Genomic DNA, 22470 nt, shown 5'->3' with positions numbered 1-22470 from the left:
AACTAAAAAAATTGCAGAATTTTGGCGATAGATGTAATTTAGTAATTAACCAATAGATTAAATATGATATAATAATTAAATGAAATTTTTAAAATTGAAAATCATAAGTATAAAATTATAACTTTAAATAATAAAACCTAGAAAGGAAGATAATTATATTATGAATTGGACAGAAGTAACTATAAAAACTACTACAGAAGCTGTAGAAGCAATAAGTAACATATTAATGGAAGAAAGATGTGGAGGGGTTATGATAGAAGACCCAAAAGACTTCTTATTCCAAAAGAAAAATGAACTAGATTGGGATTATGTTGAAGAAGAAGTATTCAACAAAAGTGGACAAGACGGAGTACTTATAAAAACTTACATACCAGAAGAAAGAAATGTATTAGAATTAATCGAAACAGTAAAAGCTAGAATAGCTTTATTACCATCATTCGGATTAGATATAGGTGAAGGTTCTGTATCTTTAAGCAATGTCAACGAATCTGATTGGGCAAATGAATGGAAAAAATACTACAAACCAACAAAAGTAGGTAAAAAAATAGTTGTAAAACCTAGCTGGGAAGAGTATGAAAAACAAGAAGGTGACCTAATAATAGAATTAGATCCAGGGATGGCATTCGGAACAGGAACTCATGAGACTACTTCTATGTGTATAAGAGAATTAGAAAACTACGTAGACGAAACAAAAACTGTATTTGATATAGGTTGTGGTAGTGGTATACTTGCAATTGCAGCTGCACAGTTAGGTGCAAAAGAAGTAGTAGCAGGTGACTTAGACGAAGTAGCAGTAAAAGTATCAAAAGAAAACTGTGAAATAAACAACATATCTGACAAAGTAGTAGTTAAACATGGTTCATTATTTGAAGTTGTAGACTCTAAAGCAGACGTAATAGTTGCAAACATAATAGCAGATATAATAAAAATACTTGCTAAAGATGTAAGCAAATTCTTAAAAGATGATGGTGTATTCATATCTTCTGGTATAATACTTGCTAAAATAGATGAAGTTTGTCAAGCTTTAGAAGAAAACGGATTTGAAATAGTTAAAGTTGAGAGATTAGGAGAATGGTCAGCTATAGTTTCTAAACTTAAGTAGGTGAAATAATGGATAGATTTTTCGTAGATAAGACTAATATAAATTTAGAAAACAACACATGTGTAATAGTAGGAGAAGATGTAAAACATATATCTAAAGTTTTAAGATGTAAAATCGGTGAAAAATTAGAAATATGTGATAATGACAACTCTGAATACATCTGTGAAATAACAGAAATAAACAAAGAGCAAGTAGATTTAGATATAATCGAAAAAAGAGAAATAAAAAGAGAATCAGACTTAAAAGTAAAACTATATCAAGGTCTTCCTAAAAGTACTAAAATGGAATTAATACTTCAAAAACTTACGGAAGTTGGAGTTGATGAAATTATTTTAGTATCTACAAAGAGAAGTGTAGTCAAAGTTGACGACAAAAAAGAAGGCAAAAAAATAGAGCGTTGGGAAAGAATTATGTATGAGGCTGCTAAACAAAGTAAAAGAGGTAAGATACCTAAATTAAGAGGTATTTTGCCATTTAAAGAAGCTTTAGAAGACATGAAAAACAACGATATGAATATATGTCCTTATGAAAATGAAAGAACTGTATCTATAAAAAGTGCAATTAAAGATGCCGATATAAATACAATAGGAATCTTTGTAGGACCTGAAGGTGGATTTGAAGAAGAAGAAATAGAAAATATTCAAGATATAGATTCTAAAGTTGTATCATTAGGACCGAGAATATTGAGAACGGAAACTGCATCAGTAGTCGCTTCTTCAATAGTTTTATATGAACTAAGTGACTTAGGAGGAAATATTTAATGAAAAGAGTGGCATTTTATACTTTAGGGTGTAAAGTAAACCAATACGAAACAGAAGCAATGCTTGAATTATTCGAAAAAGAAGGATATGAAAAAGCAGAAACAGAAGATTATGCAGATGTTTATGTTATAAATACTTGTACAGTAACTCATATGAGTGATAGAAAATCAAGACAATATATAAGAAGAATGAAAAAGAAAAATCCAGACGCGATAATCGCTGTAGTTGGATGTTATTCACAAGTATCTCCAGAAGAAATACTTTCAATAGACGAAGTAAATCTTGTTATGGGTACAAATGATAGAAAAAAAATCGTAGAAGAAGTTAAAAAAATCGATGCAAGCAGAAAAATTAGTACAGTTGACGATATAATGAAAGTTAAAGCTTTCGAAGAAATCGAAATAAACAAAACTAACGGAAAAACTAGAGCTTTCTTAAAAATACAAGATGGATGTGATAGATACTGTTCATACTGCATAATACCATATGCAAGAGGCAGAGTTAGAAGTAGAGATTTAGAAAGTATAGTTAAAGAAGTAGAAAATCTTGCAGCTAATGGATATAAAGAAGTAGTTTTAACAGGAATACATGTTGCATCTTATGGAAAAGACATAAAAGAAACTGATATAAAACTTCTAGACGTAATAAAACAAATAAATAATATAGAAGGAATAGAGAGAATAAGACTTAGCTCTGTTGAACCTATATTATTTACAGATGAATTTGTAGAAGCAGTTTCAGCTATGGATAAAGTTTGTCCACACTACCACTTATCACTTCAAAGTGGATGTGATGAAACTTTAAAAAGAATGAAACGTAGATATACAACAGAAGAATATAAAACAATAGTAGATAGACTGAGAGCAGCTATACCAAATGTATCTATAACTACAGATGTTATAGTTGGATTCCCAGGTGAGACAAATGAAGAATTTGATAAAACATATGAGTTCTTAAAAGATATAGAACTTACTCATATGCATATCTTCAAATATTCACCAAGAAAAGGAACACCAGCTGCTACTATGGAAAATCAAGTAGACCCAAGCACAAAACATGAAAGAAGTGAAAAATTACTTCAATTAAACGAAGAAAACTTCAAAAAATTTGGGCAAAAAATGTTAGACAAAGAATTTAATGTATTATTTGAACAAAAAGTTGGAGATAATAAATTTGAAGGTTTAACAGAAAACTATGTTAAAGTTATAGTAGAAAGCGATAAAGATTTATCAGAACAAATTTTAAAAGTAAAAATAACAGATGTAAAAAATGAATTCTTAGAAGGAATTTTGGTATAGTATGTAGAAATACATATAATTAGACAGGAGGTGTAGAGGGGATGGACTGTTTATTTTGTAAAATAATAGATAGAGAAATACCAGGCGATATAGTATATGAAGATGACAAGGTTTTAGCATTTAATGATATAAACCCTGTTGCACCATATCATATTTTAGTAATACCTAAAAAACACTATGATAGTATGATAGATGTTAATGAAGAAGATATGGATATTATTGCACATATTCATAAAGTAATTAATATAATAGCAAAAGAAAAAGGATTTGCAGATAAAGGATTTAGAATAATAAATAACTGCGGTTCTGATGGTGGTCAAGAGGTAAAACACATTCATTTCCACGTGTTAGCTGGAAAGAAACTTCCAATGTATGAAAAAGATGCCAAATAAATTGAATGTTTTTGGTGAAAAAAGTAAAAATGTTCTTGTATATTAATAATTTCATTTTATATTTAATTAAAATACTTGATAAATATAAAAATATAGTTTATAATATACAAGTATGAAATCGCAGAGGTTTTGTAAGGACTAACACGATTTTATACATAATTCGCGAAATCGGAGGGAGGGAAAAAGAATGTCAGAAGTAAGAGTAAGAGAAAATGAATCATTAGATAGTGCTTTAAGAAGATTTAAACGTCAATGCGCTATGTCTGGCATAATGTCAGAAGTAAGAAAAAGAGAACACTATGATAAACCAAGTGTTAAACGTAAGAAAAAAGCTGAAGCAGCTAGAAGAAAAAATGCTAAAAGATAGTAATATCTAAAAGTAGTAATATGAAATAAAGAGGTGAAGGGAATGTCCCTTAAACAAAAGTTACAAGAAGATCTAAAGTCTTCTATGAAAAACAAAGATAATACTAAAAAATCAGTAGTAACTTTAATTAGGGCTTCAATTAAGCAATATGAAGTCGATAATAGGGTTGAGCTAGATGATTCTCAAATTATAGATCTTATAGCTAAACTACTAAAACAAACAAAAGATTCTCTAGACGAGTTTAAAAAAGCCGGAAGAGAAGATTTAATGACTCAAGCAGAAGCTGAAATAGAAGTTTTAAAAGAGTACCTACCTCAACAATTAAGCGAAGAAGAACTAAACGAAATCGTAATTGCTACTATATCAGAAGTTGGAGCTACTTCAATGAAAGATATGAAGCATATTATGTCATCAATAATGCCTAAAGTAAAAGGGCGTGCTGATGGAAAGCTAATAAATGAATTAGTTAGAAAAAACTTACAATAGATTAAAAGGTCTAGAATAATATTCTAGACCTTTTTACGTTTTTAAAAACAATAAAAAGACAAATTTCGTCAAATAATATAAGACTATATCTATTAAAAATAATAAATAAAACTATAAAATTTACACTGTAAAATAAATAAGTCTATAAAATTTATAGTGTAATATATTTAAATCCTTCTACATAATTATTATAAAAGAATTTTAAAATAAAAATAAATTAAAAACTTAGTGATTTATATTTAATAATTATTAGGAAGGTGAAAATATTGATTATATCTGTTAAAGAGATAAAAAAATTTATTATATGTGTTGCTATTCCGCTAGTAACAGGTATACTAAGTAGTTCAATTGCAGTTTTACTATCTCAAATGCCTTTTAAAATGCAGTATATGCAATTAATAAAACCGGATTTTTCTCCTCCGGCATCAGTATTTCCTATTATTTGGCCGATATTATATATCTTGATGGGTATATCAGCGTACATAATTCTAAGTTCAAAGAAAAGTACTCAAAAAATAAATGATGCTATGTTCTTTTATTATCTTCAATTAGTTTTAAATTTTCTATGGAGTATATTGTTCTTTGGATTAAACTTAAGATTTGTTGCATTTATAGAAAGCATACTTTTAGGTCTTGTCCTTATAGCAATGATTTATAAATTTTATAAAGTAGATCAAAGAGCAAGTTTAATAAACATACCTTATTTACTTTGGATATTTTTTGTAATATTTTTAAGCTATTTTATATGGATATTAAATAAATAAGTTTACTACCTATAGGGTAGTAATTTTTTTTGTTTAAATATTAAAAAAGAGTTTGTGTCATATACATAATATATAACATATAACATTTATAAGCATTTAAATTCATAAAATATATGAAGAAAATCTATTTAAGGAGGAAGTTTATGGAGATATCATCAGATTTACAAGTTATAAAACCTATTATTACTATTGTTAGTAATACGTTTTTGAGTATAGAAAATTACGTAAATATAGTTGAATTTGATAATAATTTAATAAGAATAAAGACAAAAGAAAAAATAGTTAAAATAACTGGCGATAAACTTGTTCTAAAGTATATAAACGAAGGGGAGATAGGCATAAAGGGGATAATTTATTCTCTAGAATATGTTGATTAAGGGGAGGAATAAAATTGATTAATTATATTAAAGGATATTATGTATTAGTTGTGGAAGGGATAGATACAGAGAAATATTTAAATTTTATTTGTAAAAATAGAGTACCTATTTATAATGTAAAAAGAATTGATAAAACAAAAGTAGAATTTAGTGTATCTAGAAGTGATTTGAAAAAAATAAAAAATATGTATAGAGGTAATAAGTTTGAGGTTAAAATAAAACAAAAAACAGGAATTCCATTTTTAGCAAGAAGAATATATAAATACAAAACAATGGTTTTTTCTGCAATAGTATCTCTTTTATTACTTCTTTCGACAACTCAATTTGTAACAGATATATACATAGACTGTCCTGAAGGTATAGATAAAAAAGTATTAAAAGCAGAGTTAGAAGAATGTGGATTAAAACCTGGAGTATTTAAAAATACAATAGATAGAAAAATTATTAGAGATCATATAATGCAGGAAATAGACGAAGTTGCGTACTTATCTATCAATGTAAAGGGAACAAATGTATTTGTAACAGTTACAAAAAAAGATGATGAGAGTACAAAAGTAGCTAATTCTAATTATTGTAATATTATTGCATCTAAAAATGGTATAATAGAGAAGGTAATTGCAAGAAGTGGAGAAGCTGTTGTTCAAGTAGGGGATATAGTCAAAAAAGGAGATCTTCTAATTCAGGGTGCAAATACTACATCTATGCCGGAAGTATGGGCGACAACTTTTTATGAAAGTGTTCAGAAAAAACCGTACATAAAAACAATAAATAAAAAGACAGGCAAGAGCAAAAACGTATACACTATAACTTTTTATGACAAAGAATTTGAAATAAATAGAAATATAAAATATAAAGATTACATAATTGAAAATAAAACTAAAGATATTAAACTTGGCAATTATACTTTCCCAATTAAGATAGTAGTGAGCACATTTTATGAAGTGCAAAAAAAACAAGTTGAAGTAGATTCAAACAAATTAAAAGAAGAATTAAAACAAAAAGCATTGAAAGATTTATATTATATGATGCCTGCATCTGCTAAAATGGGGGATGTAAATTATCAACATAAAGTTAGTAAAAATATGTTAGAATATATTGTAACAGTACAAGCAAGTGAAGATATATCCAAAGTATATTCTCTTAGTAAGCAAGAAATAAATCAAATTTTACAAGAAAATAACAAGAGTGAAGATGGAGAACCAGTGCCATCTAACCCAACTAAAAGACCTATAAATGATATAAAAAATGAATTTGAACAACAACAAAATAACAAAGATGATGAAACGAAGAATAGTTAATAAAATATATGAATAAAAAGGGTAAAACTTTTAAGGAGGCACAATTTAATTGATAACACAAAGAAAATTTTTAATTGCAGAACAAGAATTTGAAAGAGAATTATTTGGAAACTTCGATGAAAATATTAAATTAATAGAAGATACATTAAGTATTGATGTTATTTTAAGAGAAGGTAATATTGTTTTAATGGGTGAAGAAAAAAACGTAGACTTAGCATATAAGCTTATGACTGAATTACAAGATACTGTTATAAAAGGAAAATCACTAGATAAACAGTCAGTTACTTACAGTTTATCATTATTGCTTGAGGGCAGTGAAATGATGATAAAAGAACTAGATGATGTTATAGTTGTAACAAAAAAGGGAAAAGCAGTACAACCTAAGACGCTAGGTCAAAAGAAATATATTGAATTAATAAATCAAAATGATATAACCTTCGGAATAGGACCAGCTGGTACAGGTAAAACTTATCTGGCAGTTGCGATGGCTGTTAGTGCTTTTAAAAAGGACGAAGTAAATAGAATTGTATTAACTAGACCAGCAGTAGAGGCGGGAGAGAGTTTAGGATTTTTACCAGGAGATTTAAAAGATAAGGTAGATCCATATTTAAGACCATTATACGACGCTTTATTCGATATGCTTGGTGGAGAAAGAGTAAACAAATTCCTAGAAAGGGGTACTATAGAAGTTGCACCACTTGCATTTATGAGAGGTAGAACATTAGACAATGCCTTCATAATACTAGATGAAGCTCAAAATACAACTCCAGAACAGATGAAGATGTTTTTAACAAGACTTGGATTTGGGTCTAAAGCTGTAGTAACAGGAGATATAACTCAAACAGATTTACCAGATAAAAAGAGAAGTGGGCTAGTTCAAGCGACAACAATACTTGAAAATATAAAAGGAATTGGTAAAATAGAACTTACAGAAAAAGACGTTGTAAGACATGAATTAGTTCAAAGAATAATAAAAGCATACGATAAGTATGAAAAAAAAGAAGAATTCAAAAAAAGTAAAAAAGAAAAAACAATGAAAAATTCTAGAAGATAAGAATTTAAAAATAAATTATAAAGATAATAACAAATATAGGATTAAATAATTTCCTATATAAAATAAATAGAAAGATAAATGTTAAAATAGTAGGTGAATTTATGGAATTAATAATAGACGATAGACAAGACAAATTAGAAGTTAGCGAAGAATTAATAGAAAAAATAAAAGATATTATATTAGAATGTTTAGATTATGAAGATTATGATGATAATTATGAAGTAAGCTTATCTTTTGTAGATAATAAAGAAATACATCAATTAAATAATGAATATAGAGGAATAGACAGAGCGACAGACGTATTATCATTCCCTCTTTTAGTAGAAGATGAATTTGGTATAGATTTTGGAGAAGAATCTCTAGGAGATATAGTAATATCATTAGAAAGAGCGTTTGAGCAAAGTCAAGAGTACAACCATAGCTTTGAAAGGGAAGTATGCTTCTTAGTTTGCCACAGTATGTTCCACTTATTAGGATATGACCACGATACTGAAGAAAATACAAAAGAAATGAGACAAAAGGAAGAGTATATTTTAAACAAGTTAGGAATAACAAGGGAGTAGGTTTTTATGAAAAGAAACAAACCACGCCAAAATATAATAAAGGCATTTAATGCAGCTATTGAAGGTGTTATATATACATTTAAACACGAAAGAAATATGAAAATCCATTATGTTATAGCAGTAGTAGTACTTTTAATAAGTCTATTTCTAAATTTAAGTAGAGTAGAAATGATGATATTATTACTATCAATAAGTTTAGTAATCGTATCAGAAATGTTTAATACAGCTGTAGAAAATGCAGTAGATTTAACTACAAATGAGATTCATCCATTGGCAAAAATCGCAAAGGATGTAGCAGCAGGTGGAGTTTTAATTGCATCATTAAATGCGGTGGCAGTGGGATATTTGATTTTTTATAATAAATTTATGCATTTATCTCAGTCAGTAATAGTTTCAATCAGAAAATCAGATCCGCATGTAACTTTAATATGCATAGTATTAGTTTTAATTTCTGTAGTTGTAGTAAAGGCGCTTACAGCTACGGGTACACCGCTTCAAGGTGGAATGCCAAGTGGTCATGCGGCACTTGCATTTGCACTTGCAACATCTATAACAATGATTATAGAAAATCCAATTGTAGCAGCTTTAGGATATATAATGGCTGTGTTAGTTGCACAAAGCCGTATAGAAGGTAAAATACATACATTTTGGGAGACTGTAGCGGGAGCATTGCTCGGAATATTAGTAGCAATGCTCGTCTTCCAAATTAAGATATTTAATTTTTATTAAAAAAAATTAATTAAAGCAAATAGATAATAGTTAAATTATATCTTTGTGTTATAATATAGTATTATGGTAAGAATATGAATAAGATTAATATCGAAAAATGATTACCATAATTATTTTGCTAAGGGCGACTTTTAAGCAATGACAAAATAAACAAAATTAGTAAAAGACAGAAAGTTAGGAGAAAATGTAAATGTTCAAATCAGGATTTGTTAGTATAGTAGGTAGACCAAACGTAGGGAAATCAACATTAATGAATAACGTAGTAGGGGAAAAAATAGCTATAATGAGTGACAAACCTCAAACTACAAGAAACACAATTCAAGCTGTGTACACTGATGAAGATTGCCAAATTGTATTTTTGGATACACCAGGTATACACAAACCAAAAAATAAACTAGGCGAGTTCATGGTAAAATCAGCAACAGATGCATTTAAAAATGTTGATTTAGTATTATTCGTAGTAGATGATTCTAAAAAAATCGGGCCTGGAGATAGAAAAATAATCGAAGACTTAAAAGGAATAAAAACTCCAGTTATATTAGTTTTAAACAAAATAGACAAACTAGAAGAAGCTGAGTTATTTGAATTAATGCATTTATATTCAAAAGAAGAAGTATTCAAAGAAATAGTTCCAATATCAGCTCTTAAAGGAAGAAATGTAAATGAACTATTAAAAGTTATAGGAAAGTATCTTGAAGAAGGTCCAAAATACTTCCCAGATTATATGATAACAGACCAACCAGAAAGAGTGCTTGTTTCAGAATTAATAAGAGAAAAAGTATTACACTACTTAAATGATGAAGTACCTCATGGAGTTGCTGTAGAAGTTGAGAGAATGAAATCAAGAAATGACAAAGATATAGTAGATATATCAGCTGTTATATACTGTGAAAGAGACTCTCACAAAGGTATCATAATAGGGAAAAACGGTAGAAAATTAAAAGGTATAGGAAAATCAGCAAGAGAAGACATGGAGCTTTTATTAGGTTCAAAAATAAATCTCCAATTATGGGTAAAAGTAAAAGAGAACTGGAGAAATCTACAAAATTACATCAGTGATTTTGGATATAATGATAAATAAAGGTGGATTATATGGATAGGAAAAATGATGATTCTAGACTGTTGTTAGAACAGGTGAATGATTTATTAGAAAACAATAAAGTATTGGAACTAAGGGAACTATTAGAAGAATATCACACAATGGATATACTAGATGTAATGGAAAACTTAGATGAAGAAATGAAAGTAAAGCTTTTTGAGGTTTTACCAATTGATGTATCAGCATCAATACTAGAGGAAAGCGGATCAGACTTTTTTAGAACAATGCTTTCGTTAATAGACGTACAACATGGAAGAAACATATTAGAACAGATGTCTCTTGATGACTTAACAGATATATTAAGCGAATTAGACGAAGATGAAAGACAAAGAATAATAAATCTATTAAATAAAGAAGACGCCGAAGACGTTAAAAAACTTCTTGGATATGAAGAAGAATCAACTGGTGGAATAATGACTACTGGTTATATCGAAGTCAACGAAAATATGACAGCAAAAGAAGCTATAGACCATATGAGACAAAATGCAGAAGATGCTGAGACTATTTACTACATATACGTTGTCGATAATGATGAAAAATTAGTAGGTGTATTATCTCTTAGAGAGCTTATAACAGCTAGAGATTCTGTTGTTGTTGGAGATTTAATGAGTGAAAATATTATCTCAGTATACGATGACGACGATAGAGAATTAGCAGTAAAATTAGTATCAAAATACGATTTAATAGCTATACCTGTTGTAGATAGAGAAAATGTTCTAAAAGGTATAATAACTGTCGATGATATAATAGACGTTATGGAGGAAGAAGCAACAGAGGATTTATATAAATTGGCTGGGTCTTCTGAACATGAAAGAGATGTCGCAGAAAAACCAAATTCAACTATGTTAGAGCAAATAGCATCATCAGTAAGAGCTAGAATTCCTTGGTTAATATTAATATTAATAGGGGGATTATTCACTGCTATCATATTAACTAAAACTACTTTTGTAGAAGGGTTAACTTATGTTAAATTTCTATGCTTTGTACCTGTAATTTTAGGTATGGGTGGAAGTGTTGGAATGCAGGCTTCATCACTTACAATAATGACTTTATCCAATAATGAGGAAAATATAGATTTTAAAACAGTACTAAAAGAAGGTGCTGTTGGATTGATAACAGGATTATTATGTTCCATTATAATCGGAATAATGGCTTATTTAATCTTAGATAATTTAAATATGGCTGTAGTAATAGCTATTTGTGTATTAATAAATATGGTTGTAGGCTCTATGATAGGTAGCTTTACACCACTTATGCTAAAACATTTATCAGGAGACATATCTATAATATCTTCACCTCTTATATCTGTTTTATTAGATATGATAGGCGTAGTGTTATTTTTCATAATTACGACAATATTTTTGTCAAAAATTGTTTCTTAAATAGATGAATTTTTTAACCTCTTCTTACAAAAACTACGAATAAAATGTAAGAAGGGGGTTTTTTAGATGTATAAATTACTTTGGGAAGTTTTTAAAAAAACTGGAAGTATAGAAGCATATCTATATTTATATGACTATCGAATTTTAAATAAACAAAAATTCGAGAAAAGGGAGACGTTGAATAATAATGGTGATTGTAAACACCCAAGGAATAGTCCTTAGGGCTGTAAAATATAAGGAAAATGATTTAATATTAACTATATTTACACGAAAGCTTGGCAAAATATCTGCAATAGCAAAAGGTGCGAGAAGGACTAAAAGTGCCCTTTTATCATCTTGTCAAGTTTTTGCATATTCAACCTTTACTTTAAAAAAGCAAGGAAGTATGTATAGCGTAACTCAAACTGAAATAATAAAGAGTTTTTATGAAATATCTTATAATTTAGATGCTTTTTCATATGCTACGTATATTATTCAACTTATTGACTATAATTTAGAAGACGAGATAACTAACAACAGATTATTTATTTTATTAGCACAGACTTTATATCTATTTGCTAAAGAAGAAATAGACATGATATATATAAAAGATGTATTTGAATTAAAGTTTTTAGATTATATAGGGTTTAGACCTGTAGTTAATAGATGTAGTAATTGTGGTAATAAAAATCTAAATAATAGTGTATTTAATATATATGAAGGAGGAGTTATCTGCGAAAATTGTAGAGAACTTTTTGACTACAATATGAAAATAGATTTAACAACTATTAGACTAATGGAATATATATTAAATAATGACATTTTGACATGTAATAAAGCAAAAGTATCAAAATATATAGTAAAAGAATTGGATATACTATTGAAAAGGTATTTAAATCAATATATTGACAACAGAGGGTTTAAGTCATTAAACTTAATAGAGAGCATAGAAAATAAAAAGGGAGCTGAATAATATGAGTCAAGTAACAATAGAAGCCATAGATAAAGTATTGGCTAGATTGCCAAAGGCAACTTATAAACAAGCTAAAGAAGCATTACAAAAAACTGACGGAAATGTAGTTGAAGCTATTATATACTTAGAATCAAACTACAGTGATTTAAAAGGATCTTCAAAGAAAACTACAGAAATCTTTGGGAAAAATACAGACGAACTAAAAGAACAAGTTTTAGACCTAATAAAGAAAAGTAATGTTGTTAGATTAATCATCGAAAGAAAAGGAGAAACTATGTTAAATATACCACTTACTGTAGGTGTAGTAGGTGTTATAATAGGACCAATGCTTACTTTAGTTGGATTATCAGCTGCAGTACTTTCAAAATGCAAAATCAAAATAGCTAATGAAGATGGAGATACTGTTATCGATTTAGGAGAATTTAGTGAAGAAAAATTCAACACTATAAAAGACATGGTATCTAATAAAGCAAAAGACGTAAAAGAAGCTATGGACAAAAATAAAGAATCAAACACTTATCCTAATGATGAAATGAAAAAACAAGATGATGAAATAGTAATAAGTTTAGATAAAAAATCATACGATGTAAAAGACGACAACAATAATCAACAATAATTTAAAATAAACTAAAAATACATCTATATATTAAAAATTTTAGGTAGGATAATTTTTATCTCTACCTTAATTTTTTGTATATTAAATTTTATATATTAAATAAAGTTTATTTTATGGTAAAAAAAATACAATTTGGCTTATAATAGTAGATAGGGCAACAATATTGACAAATTAAAGCACTTTTGTTATCCTAATCGTATTAACGAAGTACTTTAAAGCCTTTCGTGTAAGCGAGAGGCTTTAATATTATTAAATAAAATAAATAATTTTCATAATATATTAGAAAATATTACAGGAGGTATTATTATGAATTTTCAAGAAATGATACTTGCTTTACAAAGCTATTGGGCTAAGCAAGGATGTATCATGATGCAACCTTATGATGTTGAAAAAGGTGCAGGAACTATGAATCCTAACACACTTTTACGTTCTTTAGGACCAGAACCATGGAGCGTGTGTTATGTTGAGCCATGTAGAAGACCTGCAGACGGTAGATATGGTGAAAATCCAAACAGATTATATCAACATCACCAATTCCAAGTTATATTAAAACCATCACCAGATGATATACAAGATTTATATTTAAAAAGTTTAGAAGCTATAGGAATAAATCCATTAGAACACGATATAAGATTCGTTGAAGATAACTGGGAATCAACAACTGTTGGTGCTTGGGGACTTGGATGGGAAGTTTGGCTAGATGGTATGGAAGTTACTCAGTTCACTTATTTCCAACAAGTTGGTGGTATAGAATGTGAATTAGAAACTGGTGAAATTACATATGGTTTAGAAAGACTTGCTATGTATATACAAGATGTAGATAGCGTATACGATTTAAAATGGAATGACAAAATAACTTACGGCGATGTATTCAAAAAACAAGAATTTGAAAACACAATGTATGCATTTGAAGAATGTGATTCAGAAATGTTATTCAATTTATTTGATATATATGAAAAAGAAGCATTAAGAATATTAGATAAAGGATTAGTTATACCAGCGTATGACTATGTTTTAAAATGTTCACATGCATTTAATACATTAGATGCAAATGGAGCTATAGGGGTAAGTCAAAGAGCTTCATTTATAGGAAGAGTTAGAGATATGGCAAAAGCTGTTTCACAACTTTATGTTGATCAAAGAAAAGAAATGGGATACCCTCTTATAAAGGAAGGTGAAAAATAATGAAAAATTACTTTTTACTAGAAGTTGGTGTAGAAGAATTACCATCAAGATTTGTTGAATCTACATTAACACAAATAAAAGAAAACTTAGAAAAATCATTAAAAGAAAATAGAGTTGAATTTGAAAATATAGAGAAATATGGAACTCCAAGAAGACTTACTTTTGTTATAAACAATATATGTGACAAACAAAGTGATCTTGAAGAAGAATTAAAAGGACCATCTAAAAAAATATCAGTAGATGCTGATGGAAACTTTACAAAACCTGCTTTAGGATTTATGAAAAGTAAAGGATTAGACGAAGCTAACGTATACTTCAAGCAAGTTGGAAAAGATGAATACTTATTCGGTACTTTAAAACAAGAAGGACAAGCGACTTCTGAAGTTTTAAAAGAAATAGTTCCAGCTGCTATAAAAGGTGTTACATTCCCAAAAGCTATGCGTTGGGGTGGAAAAAATATGAGATTTGCTAGACCAATAAGATGGATGGTTGCTTTATTAAATGATGAAGTATTACCAATAAACTTAGAGGGAATAGTAGCATCTAATATAACTAGAGGCCACAGATTCTTAGGAAGAAACCAAATAGAAGTTTTCTCAATAGAAGACTACTTCAAACAATTAAGTAAAAACTCTGTAGTTTTAGACCAAAATGTAAGAAAAGAAGCTATAAAAGCACAAGCTGAAGAAGTAGCAAAATCTTTAGGTGGAGAAGTTGAGATAGAAGACGATTTATTAGAAGAAATAACTTATTTAGTAGAATATCCAACTGCATTTTATGGAGAGTTCAACGCAGATTATGTAAAACTTCCAAAAGAAGTTGTAACAACTCCTATGAAAGAGCACCAAAGATATTTCCCTGTTTCTAAAGACGGTAAATTATTACCATACTTTATAGCTGTTAGAAATGGTGACAAAAACGGAATAGAAACAGTTAAAGCAGGTAACGAAAAAGTTTTAGAAGCTAGACTTGCAGATGCTTTATTCTTCTATGATGAAGATATCAAAAAGCCTCTTGAATCATTTGTAGAAAATTTAAAAACTGTTGTATTCCAAGCTAAATTAGGAACAGTATATGACAAAACTTTAAGAATAGAAAAATTAGCATCAGATATAATAAATAATCTTGATGAAAAAGAAGCATTAAATGACACTTTAAGAGCAGCTAAATTATGTAAAGCAGACTTAGTAACTAATATGGTATTCGAGTTTACTGAACTTCAAGGTGTAATGGGACGTGAATATGCTAAAGTTAGTGGTGAAAATGACGATGTAGCACAAGCTATATTTGAACACTACCTACCAAGATTTGCTGGAGATATACTTCCACAAACTAAAGCTGGTATAGCATTATCTATAGCTGATAAATTAGATTCTATAGCAGGATTCTTTGCAATAGGAATAAAACCATCAGGTTCTCAAGACCCTTATGCTTTAAGACGTCAAGCTTTAGGTATATTAAGTATATTATTAGACCAAAAACTAGACATAAACTTAGAACAATTAATAAGTGATGCTCTTGATAACTACAGTCACTTAGCTTTCGATAAAGCTGAAGTTACTTCTCAAATAATGGACTTCTTCATAGAAAGAATCAAAAACTTATTTAAAGATTTAGGTATAAGATATGATGTAATAGATGCAGTATTAAGCTCTAACTTAAACAGTATATCTGATATACATACAAGAGCAGTTGAATTAAATAACTGGCTTCAAAAAGAAGAATTAGTTGAAATGTTAACTGCATTTAACAGAGTTTCTACTTTAGCTCAAAAAGCTGAATCTGATAGAGTTGAAGAATCTCTATTAAAAGAAGATGCAGAAATTAAATTAAATGCTGGATTTAAAGAAATAAAAGCACAAGTTGAAGGATTCTTAGCTAATAAAGAATACAACAAAGCTTTAGATGCTTTTGCTTCAATAAAACCACTTGTAGATAATCTATTCGACAATGTAATGATAATGGACAAAGACGAAGCTGTTAAAGAAAATAGATTAGGATTATTAAAACAAATATACGATACAATGTTAACTATATGTGATTTATCTAAAATAGTTTATAAATAAAGATAATACTTATAAAACACTGTATATGTAATTATTAAATATAACCTTAAAAATAAAATAGGCATATAGGCAAACTTTTATTAAACATGAGTAAACCTATATGCTTGTTTTTTTTCGGAAATGAGTAATAATAATTATCAACAAAAATAAACATTTATCTACTATAAATGAAAATAAATTCTCTTTTTATATAAAAAAAATTGATTTAGTATGTATTTAATTAATATATATATTCCAAAATATATATTATATAGTATAATTAAACAATAAGATATATAAGTGTGTGTAAATTTTATCTAAAAGTATACAACATAAATGTAGAAATAATTAGAAAAATAAAAAAGTAAATTAATTATGTTTAATAATTATCATAAATAACATATAGCATTTATATAAAATATGGAAAATAGGACACACTAAATAAAAAAAGTGTTTACAGAATAGCAAATAGAGTTCTATAATATACTATATAGGAAAAAGATGGCAAAAAGTATAGCGTATTGAAAGAAGGTGATTATAATTCAACTTAATCAAAGACAACAAAAAATAATAGAAATAGTAAAAGAAAATCAACCTATAACGAGTGAAAATATAGCATCAATGTTAAACGTTACTAGGGCGACACTAAGATCAGACTTAGCTATTTTAACAATGACAGGAATATTAGATGCAAGACCAAAAGTTGGATATTTTTATACAGGTGTCAGCCAAATTAATTTATTAGGAAATGACATAAAAGAAAAAAAAGTTGAAGATATGATGGGAATGCCTGTAGTAGTAAAAAAAGATGTAAGTTTATACGATGTAATAGTAGAGATGTTTTTATCTGATGTAGGAAGTATATTTATTATAGATGACCAAGAAAATTTATGTGGAGTAGTTTCACGTAAAGATTTATTAAAAGCAACAATTGGGGGTCTTGATATCAATAAAATGCCAATAGGAATGGTTATGACTAGAACGCCTAATGTTGTGACAGTTGAAAGAGAAGACAGTATAGTATTAGCAGCTAGAAAAATTATTGAACATGAAATAGATTCTATACCAGTTGTAGATACTGATAAAGATAACCACACAATGAAGGTAATAGGCAGAATCTCAAAGACAAATATAACAAAACTATTCTTAGAGATTGCTGGAGAATAAGGAGGATTACCCGATGGATAATTTACTAATTTATGCAGTTTCAGATTCAATAGGAGAAACAGCACAACAAGTTTCTAGAGCTGCAATATCACAATTTGGATTATCGGAAGATGAATATGATATAAGAAGACATCCATTTGTGAATACTGAAGAAGTTTTAATGGAATTATTAGAAAGCGCAAAAAGATGCAATGCAATGTTTGTTTATACATTAGTTAATCCTAAGTTAGCAAAAATGGCAAGTGACTACTGTGAGGCAAATGGTATCTTAAAAATAGATTTATTAACAGATATCTTGAGAATATTATCTGAAAAAACTGGTAGGGCACCAAAAGGGGAAGCGGGCATTATCAGAAAAATGGACGAGAGTTACTTCAGAAGAATTGCAGCTATAGAATTCGCTGTTAAGTATGATGATGGTAAAGAACCAAACAAAGGTATATTAGAAGCTGAATTAGTTTTAATAGGTATATCAAGAACTTCAAAAACACCGCTGAGTATGTACTTAGCAAATAGAAACATAAAAGTAGCTAATGTGCCTTTAGTTCCAGAAATACCGATACCAAAAGAAGTATACGAAATAGATCCAAGAAAAATAATAGGTCTTACTAATTCACCAGAAGTGCTTAATCAAGTTAGAACAACAAGATTAAAAGCTCTTGGACTATCTAGTAGTGCAAATTATGCTAAGTTTGACAGAATACTAGAAGAACTTGATTATGCAGAAAAAGTAATGAAAAAAATAGGTTGTCCAGTTATAAATGTATCTGATAAGGCAATCGAAGAAACAGCAAGTGATATTTTAGATATAATGAAAGAAAAAGGGATACATAAAAAAACACATAAAGACGCATAGAGATCATTAGTATTGTTTAAATAGCCGATTTTAATAGCATTTTTAAAATTGACTTTAATATAAAAATTTTTCTAAAGAAAATAATAGAAGTTATTGGAGGAAAAGAAAATGGAAACTAAATATGTTTACAGTTTCAACGAAGGAAATAAAGACATGAAATCTTTATTAGGAGGAAAAGGAGCTAATTTAGCTGAAATGACTAAGATAGGATTACCTGTGCCTCCAGGATTTACAATTTCAACAGAAGCATGTAATGACTACTATGTTAGCAATAAAACTATAAAACCAGAAATAATAGAACAAATAGAATCAAAATTAGCGCAATTAGAATCAGAATTAGGTAAAGAATTAGGTTCAACAGAAAATCCTTTATTAGTATCTGTTCGTTCAGGTGCAGTTATATCAATGCCAGGTATGATGGATACAATATTAAACTTAGGTTTAAATGATAATACTGTTGTAGGTCTTGCTAAAGCTACTGAAAATGAAAGATTTGCATACGATAGTTATAGAAGATTTATACAAATGTTTTCTGATGTTGCTATGGAAGTGCCTAAATATAAATTTGAAAGCGTATTAGACAGATATAAAGAAACAAATGGATTTAAATTTGATACAGAATTAACTACAGACCATTTAAAAGCAATAGTTGAAGAATTTAAAGCTATATACAAAAAAGAGGTAAAAGAAGACTTCCCACAAGAACCTAAAAAACAATTAATGTTAGCTGTTGAGGCAGTATTTAGATCTTGGAACAACCCTCGTGCAATAGTATATAGAAAATTAAATGATATACCTAATAATTTAGGAACAGCAGTAAACGTACAATCAATGGTATTTGGTAATATGGGTGACAATAGTGGTACAGGTGTTGCATTTACAAGAGACCCTGCTACAGGAGAAAATAAATTATTAGGTGAATACTTAATAAATGCTCAAGGTGAAGATGTTGTTGCGGGTATAAGAACACCACAAAAAATAGCAACACTAGAAAATATAATGCCAGATATATATAAACAATTTGTAGAAACTGCAGACAAATTAGAAAAACATTACAGAGATATGCAAGATATCGAGTTTACTATAGAAAGAGGAAAACTGTTCTTATTACAAACTAGAAATGGTAAGAGAACAGCAAAATCAGCTATAAATGTAGCTGTTGATTTAGTACAAGAAGGTTTAATCACAAAAGAAGAAGCAATAATGAGAATTGAACCTAACCAATTAGATCAATTACTACATCCAAAATTTGAAGATAAATCTTTAAAAGAAGCTGAAGTTTTAGCAAAAGGTCTTCCTGCATCTCCAGGAGCTGCTAGCGGTAAAATATACTTCAGTGCTGAAGATGTAGTTGAAGCATCAAAAGACGGTACAGAAACAATACTTGTTAGACAAGAAACTTCTCCAGAAGATATCGAAGGTATGGTAAGTGCTCAAGGTATACTTACTGCAAGAGGTGGTATGACTTCACATGCTGCAGTTGTTGCCAGAGGTATGGGTAAATGCTGTGTAGCTGGTTGTGGAGAAATAAAAGTAAGCGAAGTTGCAAAAACTTTAGAAGTTGGCGATTTAGTGCTTAAAGAAGGAGATTATATATCTTTAGACGGATCTACTGGTGTAGTTTATTTAGGAAATGTAAACAAAGCTACAGCAGATATGACTGGTAACTTTGAAAAATTAATGAGTTGGGTCGATGAAATAAGACAAATGCAAGTTAGAACTAATGCAGACAATCCAAGAGATGCAAAAGCTGCTGTTGAGTTTGGAGCAGAAGGTATAGGACTTTGTAGAACTGAGCATATGTTCTTCGATGAAGAAAGAATACCTGCAGTTAGAAAAATGATTTTATCAAATACTGTAGAAGAAAGAGTTAAAGCATTAGAAACATTACTTCCAATGCAACAAAAAGACTTTGAAGATATTTATAGAGTTATGGGTGAGCGTCCAGTTAATATAAGACTATTAGACCCACCACTACATGAATTCTTACCACAAGACGACGAAACTATAGAAGAACTAGCTAAAGATATGGGAATACAACCTATAGCAATTAAGAAAAGATGTGAAGAATTAGCAGAGTTCAACCCAATGTTAGGTCACAGAGGTTGTAGACTTGCTGTAACATATCCAGAAATAGCTGTAATGCAAACTAAAGCAATAATAAATGCAGCTATAGCAGTAAATAAAGAAGGTTTAAACGTTGAACCAGAAATAATGATACCTCTTGTTGGTGCTATAAACGAATTTAAAACAGTTAAACAAATAATAGTTGATACAGCAGAAGAAATTATAAAAGAAGCTGGTGTAGAACTTAAATACACTGTTGGTACAATGATAGAAATACCTAGAGCTTGCTTGATAGCTGATGAAATAGCAAAAGAAGCAGATTTCTTCAGTTTCGGTACAAATGACTTAACTCAAATGACATTTGGATACTCAAGAGATGATGCAGGTAAATTCTTAGGTGAATATGTTGATAGAGAAATACTTGAAAAAGATCCATTCCAAGTATTAGACCAAGACGGTGTTGGTAAATTAGTTCAAATGGCTGCAAAATTAGCAAGAGGAGAAAAAGGTGACAATATCAAATTAGGTATATGTGGAGAACATGGTGGAGAACCATCTTCAGTAGAATTCTGTTACAATACAGGACTTAACTATGTATCTTGCTCACCATATAGAGTTCCAATAGCTAGACTTGCTGCTGCAAGAGCGACTATAAAAAATCCTAGAAAATAATTATTAGTAAATAATTTAAAAAAAGCTATCTCAATATGAGGTAGCTTTTTTAATTTTCAACCTATTTAACTTAAGCAACGGAATCTTCGATTCGTTGGCGACATGAGCGAAGCGAATTTTTTAATTCTTATGAAATTTTAAATTTTACAAGAAAGAGTTGCTTATTTTTAAAAAGAGTTGAGATTTTATATGAATTTAGGTAAAATAATTTATAATTTTAAATACATACGAAGATTTTAGGAGGAAAAAATATGAAGTACCTTACAAAAGAATGGTATTACGGAAATAAAGATATTTGTTTAGACTTAGATGTTGATTCAAATGCAGAACAATTATCAGAGGATTATTATAAAAAACTTTATAATGAAAAATTAAATGAATTTTTAGAAGCTGAAAAGGAAGCATCAGAAATAGAATATGAACCGGAAACTTGGGAAGATATACAACTTATGGACGATGAAGGTAATATAGTAAATGCTAGAGATATAATGTCTGATGAAGAATTTGAACAATTAAGACAAGAGCTTTTACAAAATGAACAAGATAGTGCAGAATATGAAGTAGAAGAATATGATGAAGAGAAACTTACAAAAGATTTCTTAGAAATGCATCAAGGTGAAATAGAAGACTTAAAAACTTCTTTAGCAAAAGAAATACTAGATGAAGTAGCGGATATAAGAGTACTAGCACTTGGACTTTCAACGCAAAATGTTAAGGATTTAGTAGAAAAATACAGTCAAGAATGTGAAAAAAGATTTGAAAAAGCATTCAATGAATATAATAAACACTGGTATAGTATAAGTGATAAAGTGCCAGCTAATATAAAAGAAAATTATAATTTCCACGATTGTAGAATTTTAGATATAAAAAAAGAAGGAAATGATATAGTATTTGAATTAGATAATAGCGGTGGATTTACAAATATAAATAAAGTAATATATAAAGATGCAGAGATATTAGAAAATAACTTTGTTGAAGGTTGTTATTGGGTTTATGATGAAATGTATTTATGCGACAAAGGATATGAGTTTCATATAGCTGTTGATGGTGAAAATGGATATAATTATATCACGCTTACAGCAAGCGATTTAACATTTGAATAGATGATTAAAAATAAAATGTCAGTTTTATAATAATTAAGATATTATAAAAAATGGCATTTTATTAATTTTTCGTAAGTGTGGCGAAATTAGTCGATTATAATTTATAATTGTATTAGGAGATAAAATATTAAAAAG

The 22470-nt window shown here is 28.8% G+C and carries 23 protein-coding genes; all 23 read left to right on the top strand.

Going from position 1 to position 22470, the window contains the following annotated elements:
* Window positions 1-160: 160 nt before the first annotated feature.
* Entirely contained in the window at window positions 161-1102 is a 942-nt protein-coding gene (gene prmA / locus RDX53_RS04045; RefSeq protein ID WP_307993747.1) for a 50S ribosomal protein L11 methyltransferase, read from the top strand.
* 8 nt (window positions 1103-1110) lie between these two features.
* Window positions 1111-1863, top strand: coding sequence for a 16S rRNA (uracil(1498)-N(3))-methyltransferase (locus RDX53_RS04040; protein WP_307993746.1), 753 nt, complete (start codon window positions 1111-1113; stop codon window positions 1861-1863).
* The gene (gene mtaB, locus RDX53_RS04035) at window positions 1863-3161 is read left to right on the top strand and encodes a tRNA (N(6)-L-threonylcarbamoyladenosine(37)-C(2))-methylthiotransferase MtaB (protein WP_307993745.1); all 1299 of its coding nucleotides are present in this window, start codon (window positions 1863-1865) and stop codon (window positions 3159-3161) included. The genes RDX53_RS04040 and mtaB overlap by 1 nt, the downstream gene beginning before the upstream one ends.
* A 41-nt stretch (window positions 3162-3202) precedes the next feature.
* Complete coding sequence (locus tag RDX53_RS04030; protein WP_295676046.1) at window positions 3203-3553, top strand: histidine triad nucleotide-binding protein; 351 nt, start codon at window positions 3203-3205, stop codon at window positions 3551-3553.
* A 187-nt stretch (window positions 3554-3740) separates the two neighbouring features.
* Complete coding sequence (gene rpsU / locus RDX53_RS04025; protein WP_002844447.1) at window positions 3741-3920, top strand: 30S ribosomal protein S21; 180 nt, start codon at window positions 3741-3743, stop codon at window positions 3918-3920.
* Between the two features lie 42 nt (window positions 3921-3962).
* Window positions 3963-4406 carry a GatB/YqeY domain-containing protein gene (locus RDX53_RS04020; RefSeq protein WP_195930839.1) on the top strand — a complete coding sequence of 148 codons (444 nt, stop codon included), beginning with the start codon at window positions 3963-3965 and terminating at the stop codon, window positions 4404-4406.
* A 266-nt stretch (window positions 4407-4672) separates the two neighbouring features.
* Window positions 4673-5170: a TspO/MBR family protein gene (locus tag RDX53_RS04015; RefSeq protein ID WP_295676044.1), complete on the top strand. Its 498-nt coding sequence runs from the start codon at window positions 4673-4675 to the stop codon at window positions 5168-5170.
* Window positions 5171-5313: 143 nt separating this feature from the next.
* Window positions 5314-5547 carry a YabP/YqfC family sporulation protein gene (locus RDX53_RS04010; RefSeq protein WP_195931792.1) on the top strand — a complete coding sequence of 78 codons (234 nt, stop codon included), beginning with the start codon at window positions 5314-5316 and terminating at the stop codon, window positions 5545-5547.
* A 14-nt stretch (window positions 5548-5561) separates the two neighbouring features.
* On the top strand, window positions 5562-6845 hold the full coding sequence (locus tag RDX53_RS04005) for a sporulation protein YqfD (RefSeq protein WP_307993744.1): 1284 nt from the start codon (window positions 5562-5564) through the stop codon (window positions 6843-6845).
* 49 nt (window positions 6846-6894) lie between these two features.
* Entirely contained in the window at window positions 6895-7899 is a 1005-nt protein-coding gene (locus RDX53_RS04000; protein ID WP_307993743.1) for a PhoH family protein, read from the top strand.
* A 101-nt stretch (window positions 7900-8000) separates the two neighbouring features.
* Entirely contained in the window at window positions 8001-8462 is a 462-nt protein-coding gene (gene ybeY, locus RDX53_RS03995; RefSeq protein WP_195931661.1) for an rRNA maturation RNase YbeY, read from the top strand.
* Between the two features lie 6 nt (window positions 8463-8468).
* Window positions 8469-9191, top strand: coding sequence for a diacylglycerol kinase (locus tag RDX53_RS03990; protein WP_295761405.1), 723 nt, complete (start codon window positions 8469-8471; stop codon window positions 9189-9191).
* Between the two features lie 190 nt (window positions 9192-9381).
* On the top strand, window positions 9382-10272 hold the full coding sequence (gene era / locus RDX53_RS03985; RefSeq protein WP_195931659.1) for a GTPase Era: 891 nt from the start codon (window positions 9382-9384) through the stop codon (window positions 10270-10272).
* Window positions 10273-10283: 11 nt separating this feature from the next.
* On the top strand, window positions 10284-11672 hold the full coding sequence (gene mgtE / locus RDX53_RS03980; protein ID WP_195931658.1) for a magnesium transporter: 1389 nt from the start codon (window positions 10284-10286) through the stop codon (window positions 11670-11672).
* 66 nt (window positions 11673-11738) lie between these two features.
* Window positions 11739-11894: a YqzL family protein gene (locus RDX53_RS03975; RefSeq protein WP_295571534.1), complete on the top strand. Its 156-nt coding sequence runs from the start codon at window positions 11739-11741 to the stop codon at window positions 11892-11894.
* On the top strand, window positions 11860-12624 hold the full coding sequence (gene recO / locus RDX53_RS03970; protein ID WP_195931657.1) for a DNA repair protein RecO: 765 nt from the start codon (window positions 11860-11862) through the stop codon (window positions 12622-12624). The genes RDX53_RS03975 and recO overlap by 35 nt, the downstream gene beginning before the upstream one ends.
* 1 nt (window position 12625) lies before the next feature.
* Complete coding sequence (locus RDX53_RS03965; RefSeq protein WP_195931656.1) at window positions 12626-13240, top strand: DUF4342 domain-containing protein; 615 nt, start codon at window positions 12626-12628, stop codon at window positions 13238-13240.
* A gap of 306 nt (window positions 13241-13546) precedes the next feature.
* Window positions 13547-14425: a glycine--tRNA ligase subunit alpha gene (glyQ, locus tag RDX53_RS03960; RefSeq protein ID WP_195930246.1), complete on the top strand. Its 879-nt coding sequence runs from the start codon at window positions 13547-13549 to the stop codon at window positions 14423-14425.
* A complete protein-coding gene (gene glyS, locus RDX53_RS03955; RefSeq protein WP_195930247.1) occupies window positions 14425-16491 on the top strand; it encodes a glycine--tRNA ligase subunit beta in 2067 nt (688 codons plus the stop codon). Before glyQ ends, glyS begins: the two co-directional genes overlap by 1 nt.
* Window positions 16492-17001: 510 nt before the next feature.
* A complete protein-coding gene (locus tag RDX53_RS03950) occupies window positions 17002-17637 on the top strand; it encodes a helix-turn-helix transcriptional regulator (RefSeq protein ID WP_195930248.1) in 636 nt (211 codons plus the stop codon).
* A 13-nt stretch (window positions 17638-17650) separates the two neighbouring features.
* Window positions 17651-18493: a pyruvate, water dikinase regulatory protein gene (locus tag RDX53_RS03945; protein ID WP_307993742.1), complete on the top strand. Its 843-nt coding sequence runs from the start codon at window positions 17651-17653 to the stop codon at window positions 18491-18493.
* Between the two features lie 108 nt (window positions 18494-18601).
* A complete protein-coding gene (gene ppdK, locus RDX53_RS03940; RefSeq protein ID WP_195930250.1) occupies window positions 18602-21232 on the top strand; it encodes a pyruvate, phosphate dikinase in 2631 nt (876 codons plus the stop codon).
* Between the two features lie 251 nt (window positions 21233-21483).
* Window positions 21484-22335 (top strand): DUF4085 family protein, encoded by an 852-nt coding sequence (locus RDX53_RS03935; RefSeq protein WP_307993741.1) that lies wholly within the window; start codon window positions 21484-21486, stop codon window positions 22333-22335.
* The last annotated feature ends 135 nt before the right edge of the window (window positions 22336-22470 follow it).

The organism is uncultured Intestinibacter sp. (genome assembly GCF_902468165.1).
Taxonomy (GTDB): domain Bacteria; phylum Bacillota; class Clostridia; order Peptostreptococcales; family Peptostreptococcaceae; genus Intestinibacter.
Note: the sequence above shows the minus strand (reverse complement) of the source record. Positions and strands in the feature narration are given on the sequence as shown.

Coding starts and splice junctions, on each gene's coding strand:
- prmA (WP_307993747.1), top strand. CDS start 161: ATGAATTGGACAGAAGTAACTATAAAAACTACTACAGAAGCTGTAGAA.
- RDX53_RS04040 (WP_307993746.1), top strand. CDS start 1,111: ATGGATAGATTTTTCGTAGATAAGACTAATATAAATTTAGAAAACAAC.
- mtaB (WP_307993745.1), top strand. CDS start 1,863: ATGAAAAGAGTGGCATTTTATACTTTAGGGTGTAAAGTAAACCAATAC.
- RDX53_RS04030 (WP_295676046.1), top strand. CDS start 3,203: ATGGACTGTTTATTTTGTAAAATAATAGATAGAGAAATACCAGGCGAT.
- rpsU (WP_002844447.1), top strand. CDS start 3,741: ATGTCAGAAGTAAGAGTAAGAGAAAATGAATCATTAGATAGTGCTTTA.
- RDX53_RS04020 (WP_195930839.1), top strand. CDS start 3,963: ATGTCCCTTAAACAAAAGTTACAAGAAGATCTAAAGTCTTCTATGAAA.
- RDX53_RS04010 (WP_195931792.1), top strand. CDS start 5,314: ATGGAGATATCATCAGATTTACAAGTTATAAAACCTATTATTACTATT.
- ybeY (WP_195931661.1), top strand. CDS start 8,001: ATGGAATTAATAATAGACGATAGACAAGACAAATTAGAAGTTAGCGAA.
- RDX53_RS03990 (WP_295761405.1), top strand. CDS start 8,469: ATGAAAAGAAACAAACCACGCCAAAATATAATAAAGGCATTTAATGCA.
- era (WP_195931659.1), top strand. CDS start 9,382: ATGTTCAAATCAGGATTTGTTAGTATAGTAGGTAGACCAAACGTAGGG.
- mgtE (WP_195931658.1), top strand. CDS start 10,284: ATGGATAGGAAAAATGATGATTCTAGACTGTTGTTAGAACAGGTGAAT.
- RDX53_RS03975 (WP_295571534.1), top strand. CDS start 11,739: ATGTATAAATTACTTTGGGAAGTTTTTAAAAAAACTGGAAGTATAGAA.
- recO (WP_195931657.1), top strand. CDS start 11,860: ATGGTGATTGTAAACACCCAAGGAATAGTCCTTAGGGCTGTAAAATAT.
- RDX53_RS03965 (WP_195931656.1), top strand. CDS start 12,626: ATGAGTCAAGTAACAATAGAAGCCATAGATAAAGTATTGGCTAGATTG.
- glyQ (WP_195930246.1), top strand. CDS start 13,547: ATGAATTTTCAAGAAATGATACTTGCTTTACAAAGCTATTGGGCTAAG.
- glyS (WP_195930247.1), top strand. CDS start 14,425: ATGAAAAATTACTTTTTACTAGAAGTTGGTGTAGAAGAATTACCATCA.
- RDX53_RS03945 (WP_307993742.1), top strand. CDS start 17,651: ATGGATAATTTACTAATTTATGCAGTTTCAGATTCAATAGGAGAAACA.
- ppdK (WP_195930250.1), top strand. CDS start 18,602: ATGGAAACTAAATATGTTTACAGTTTCAACGAAGGAAATAAAGACATG.
- RDX53_RS03935 (WP_307993741.1), top strand. CDS start 21,484: ATGAAGTACCTTACAAAAGAATGGTATTACGGAAATAAAGATATTTGT.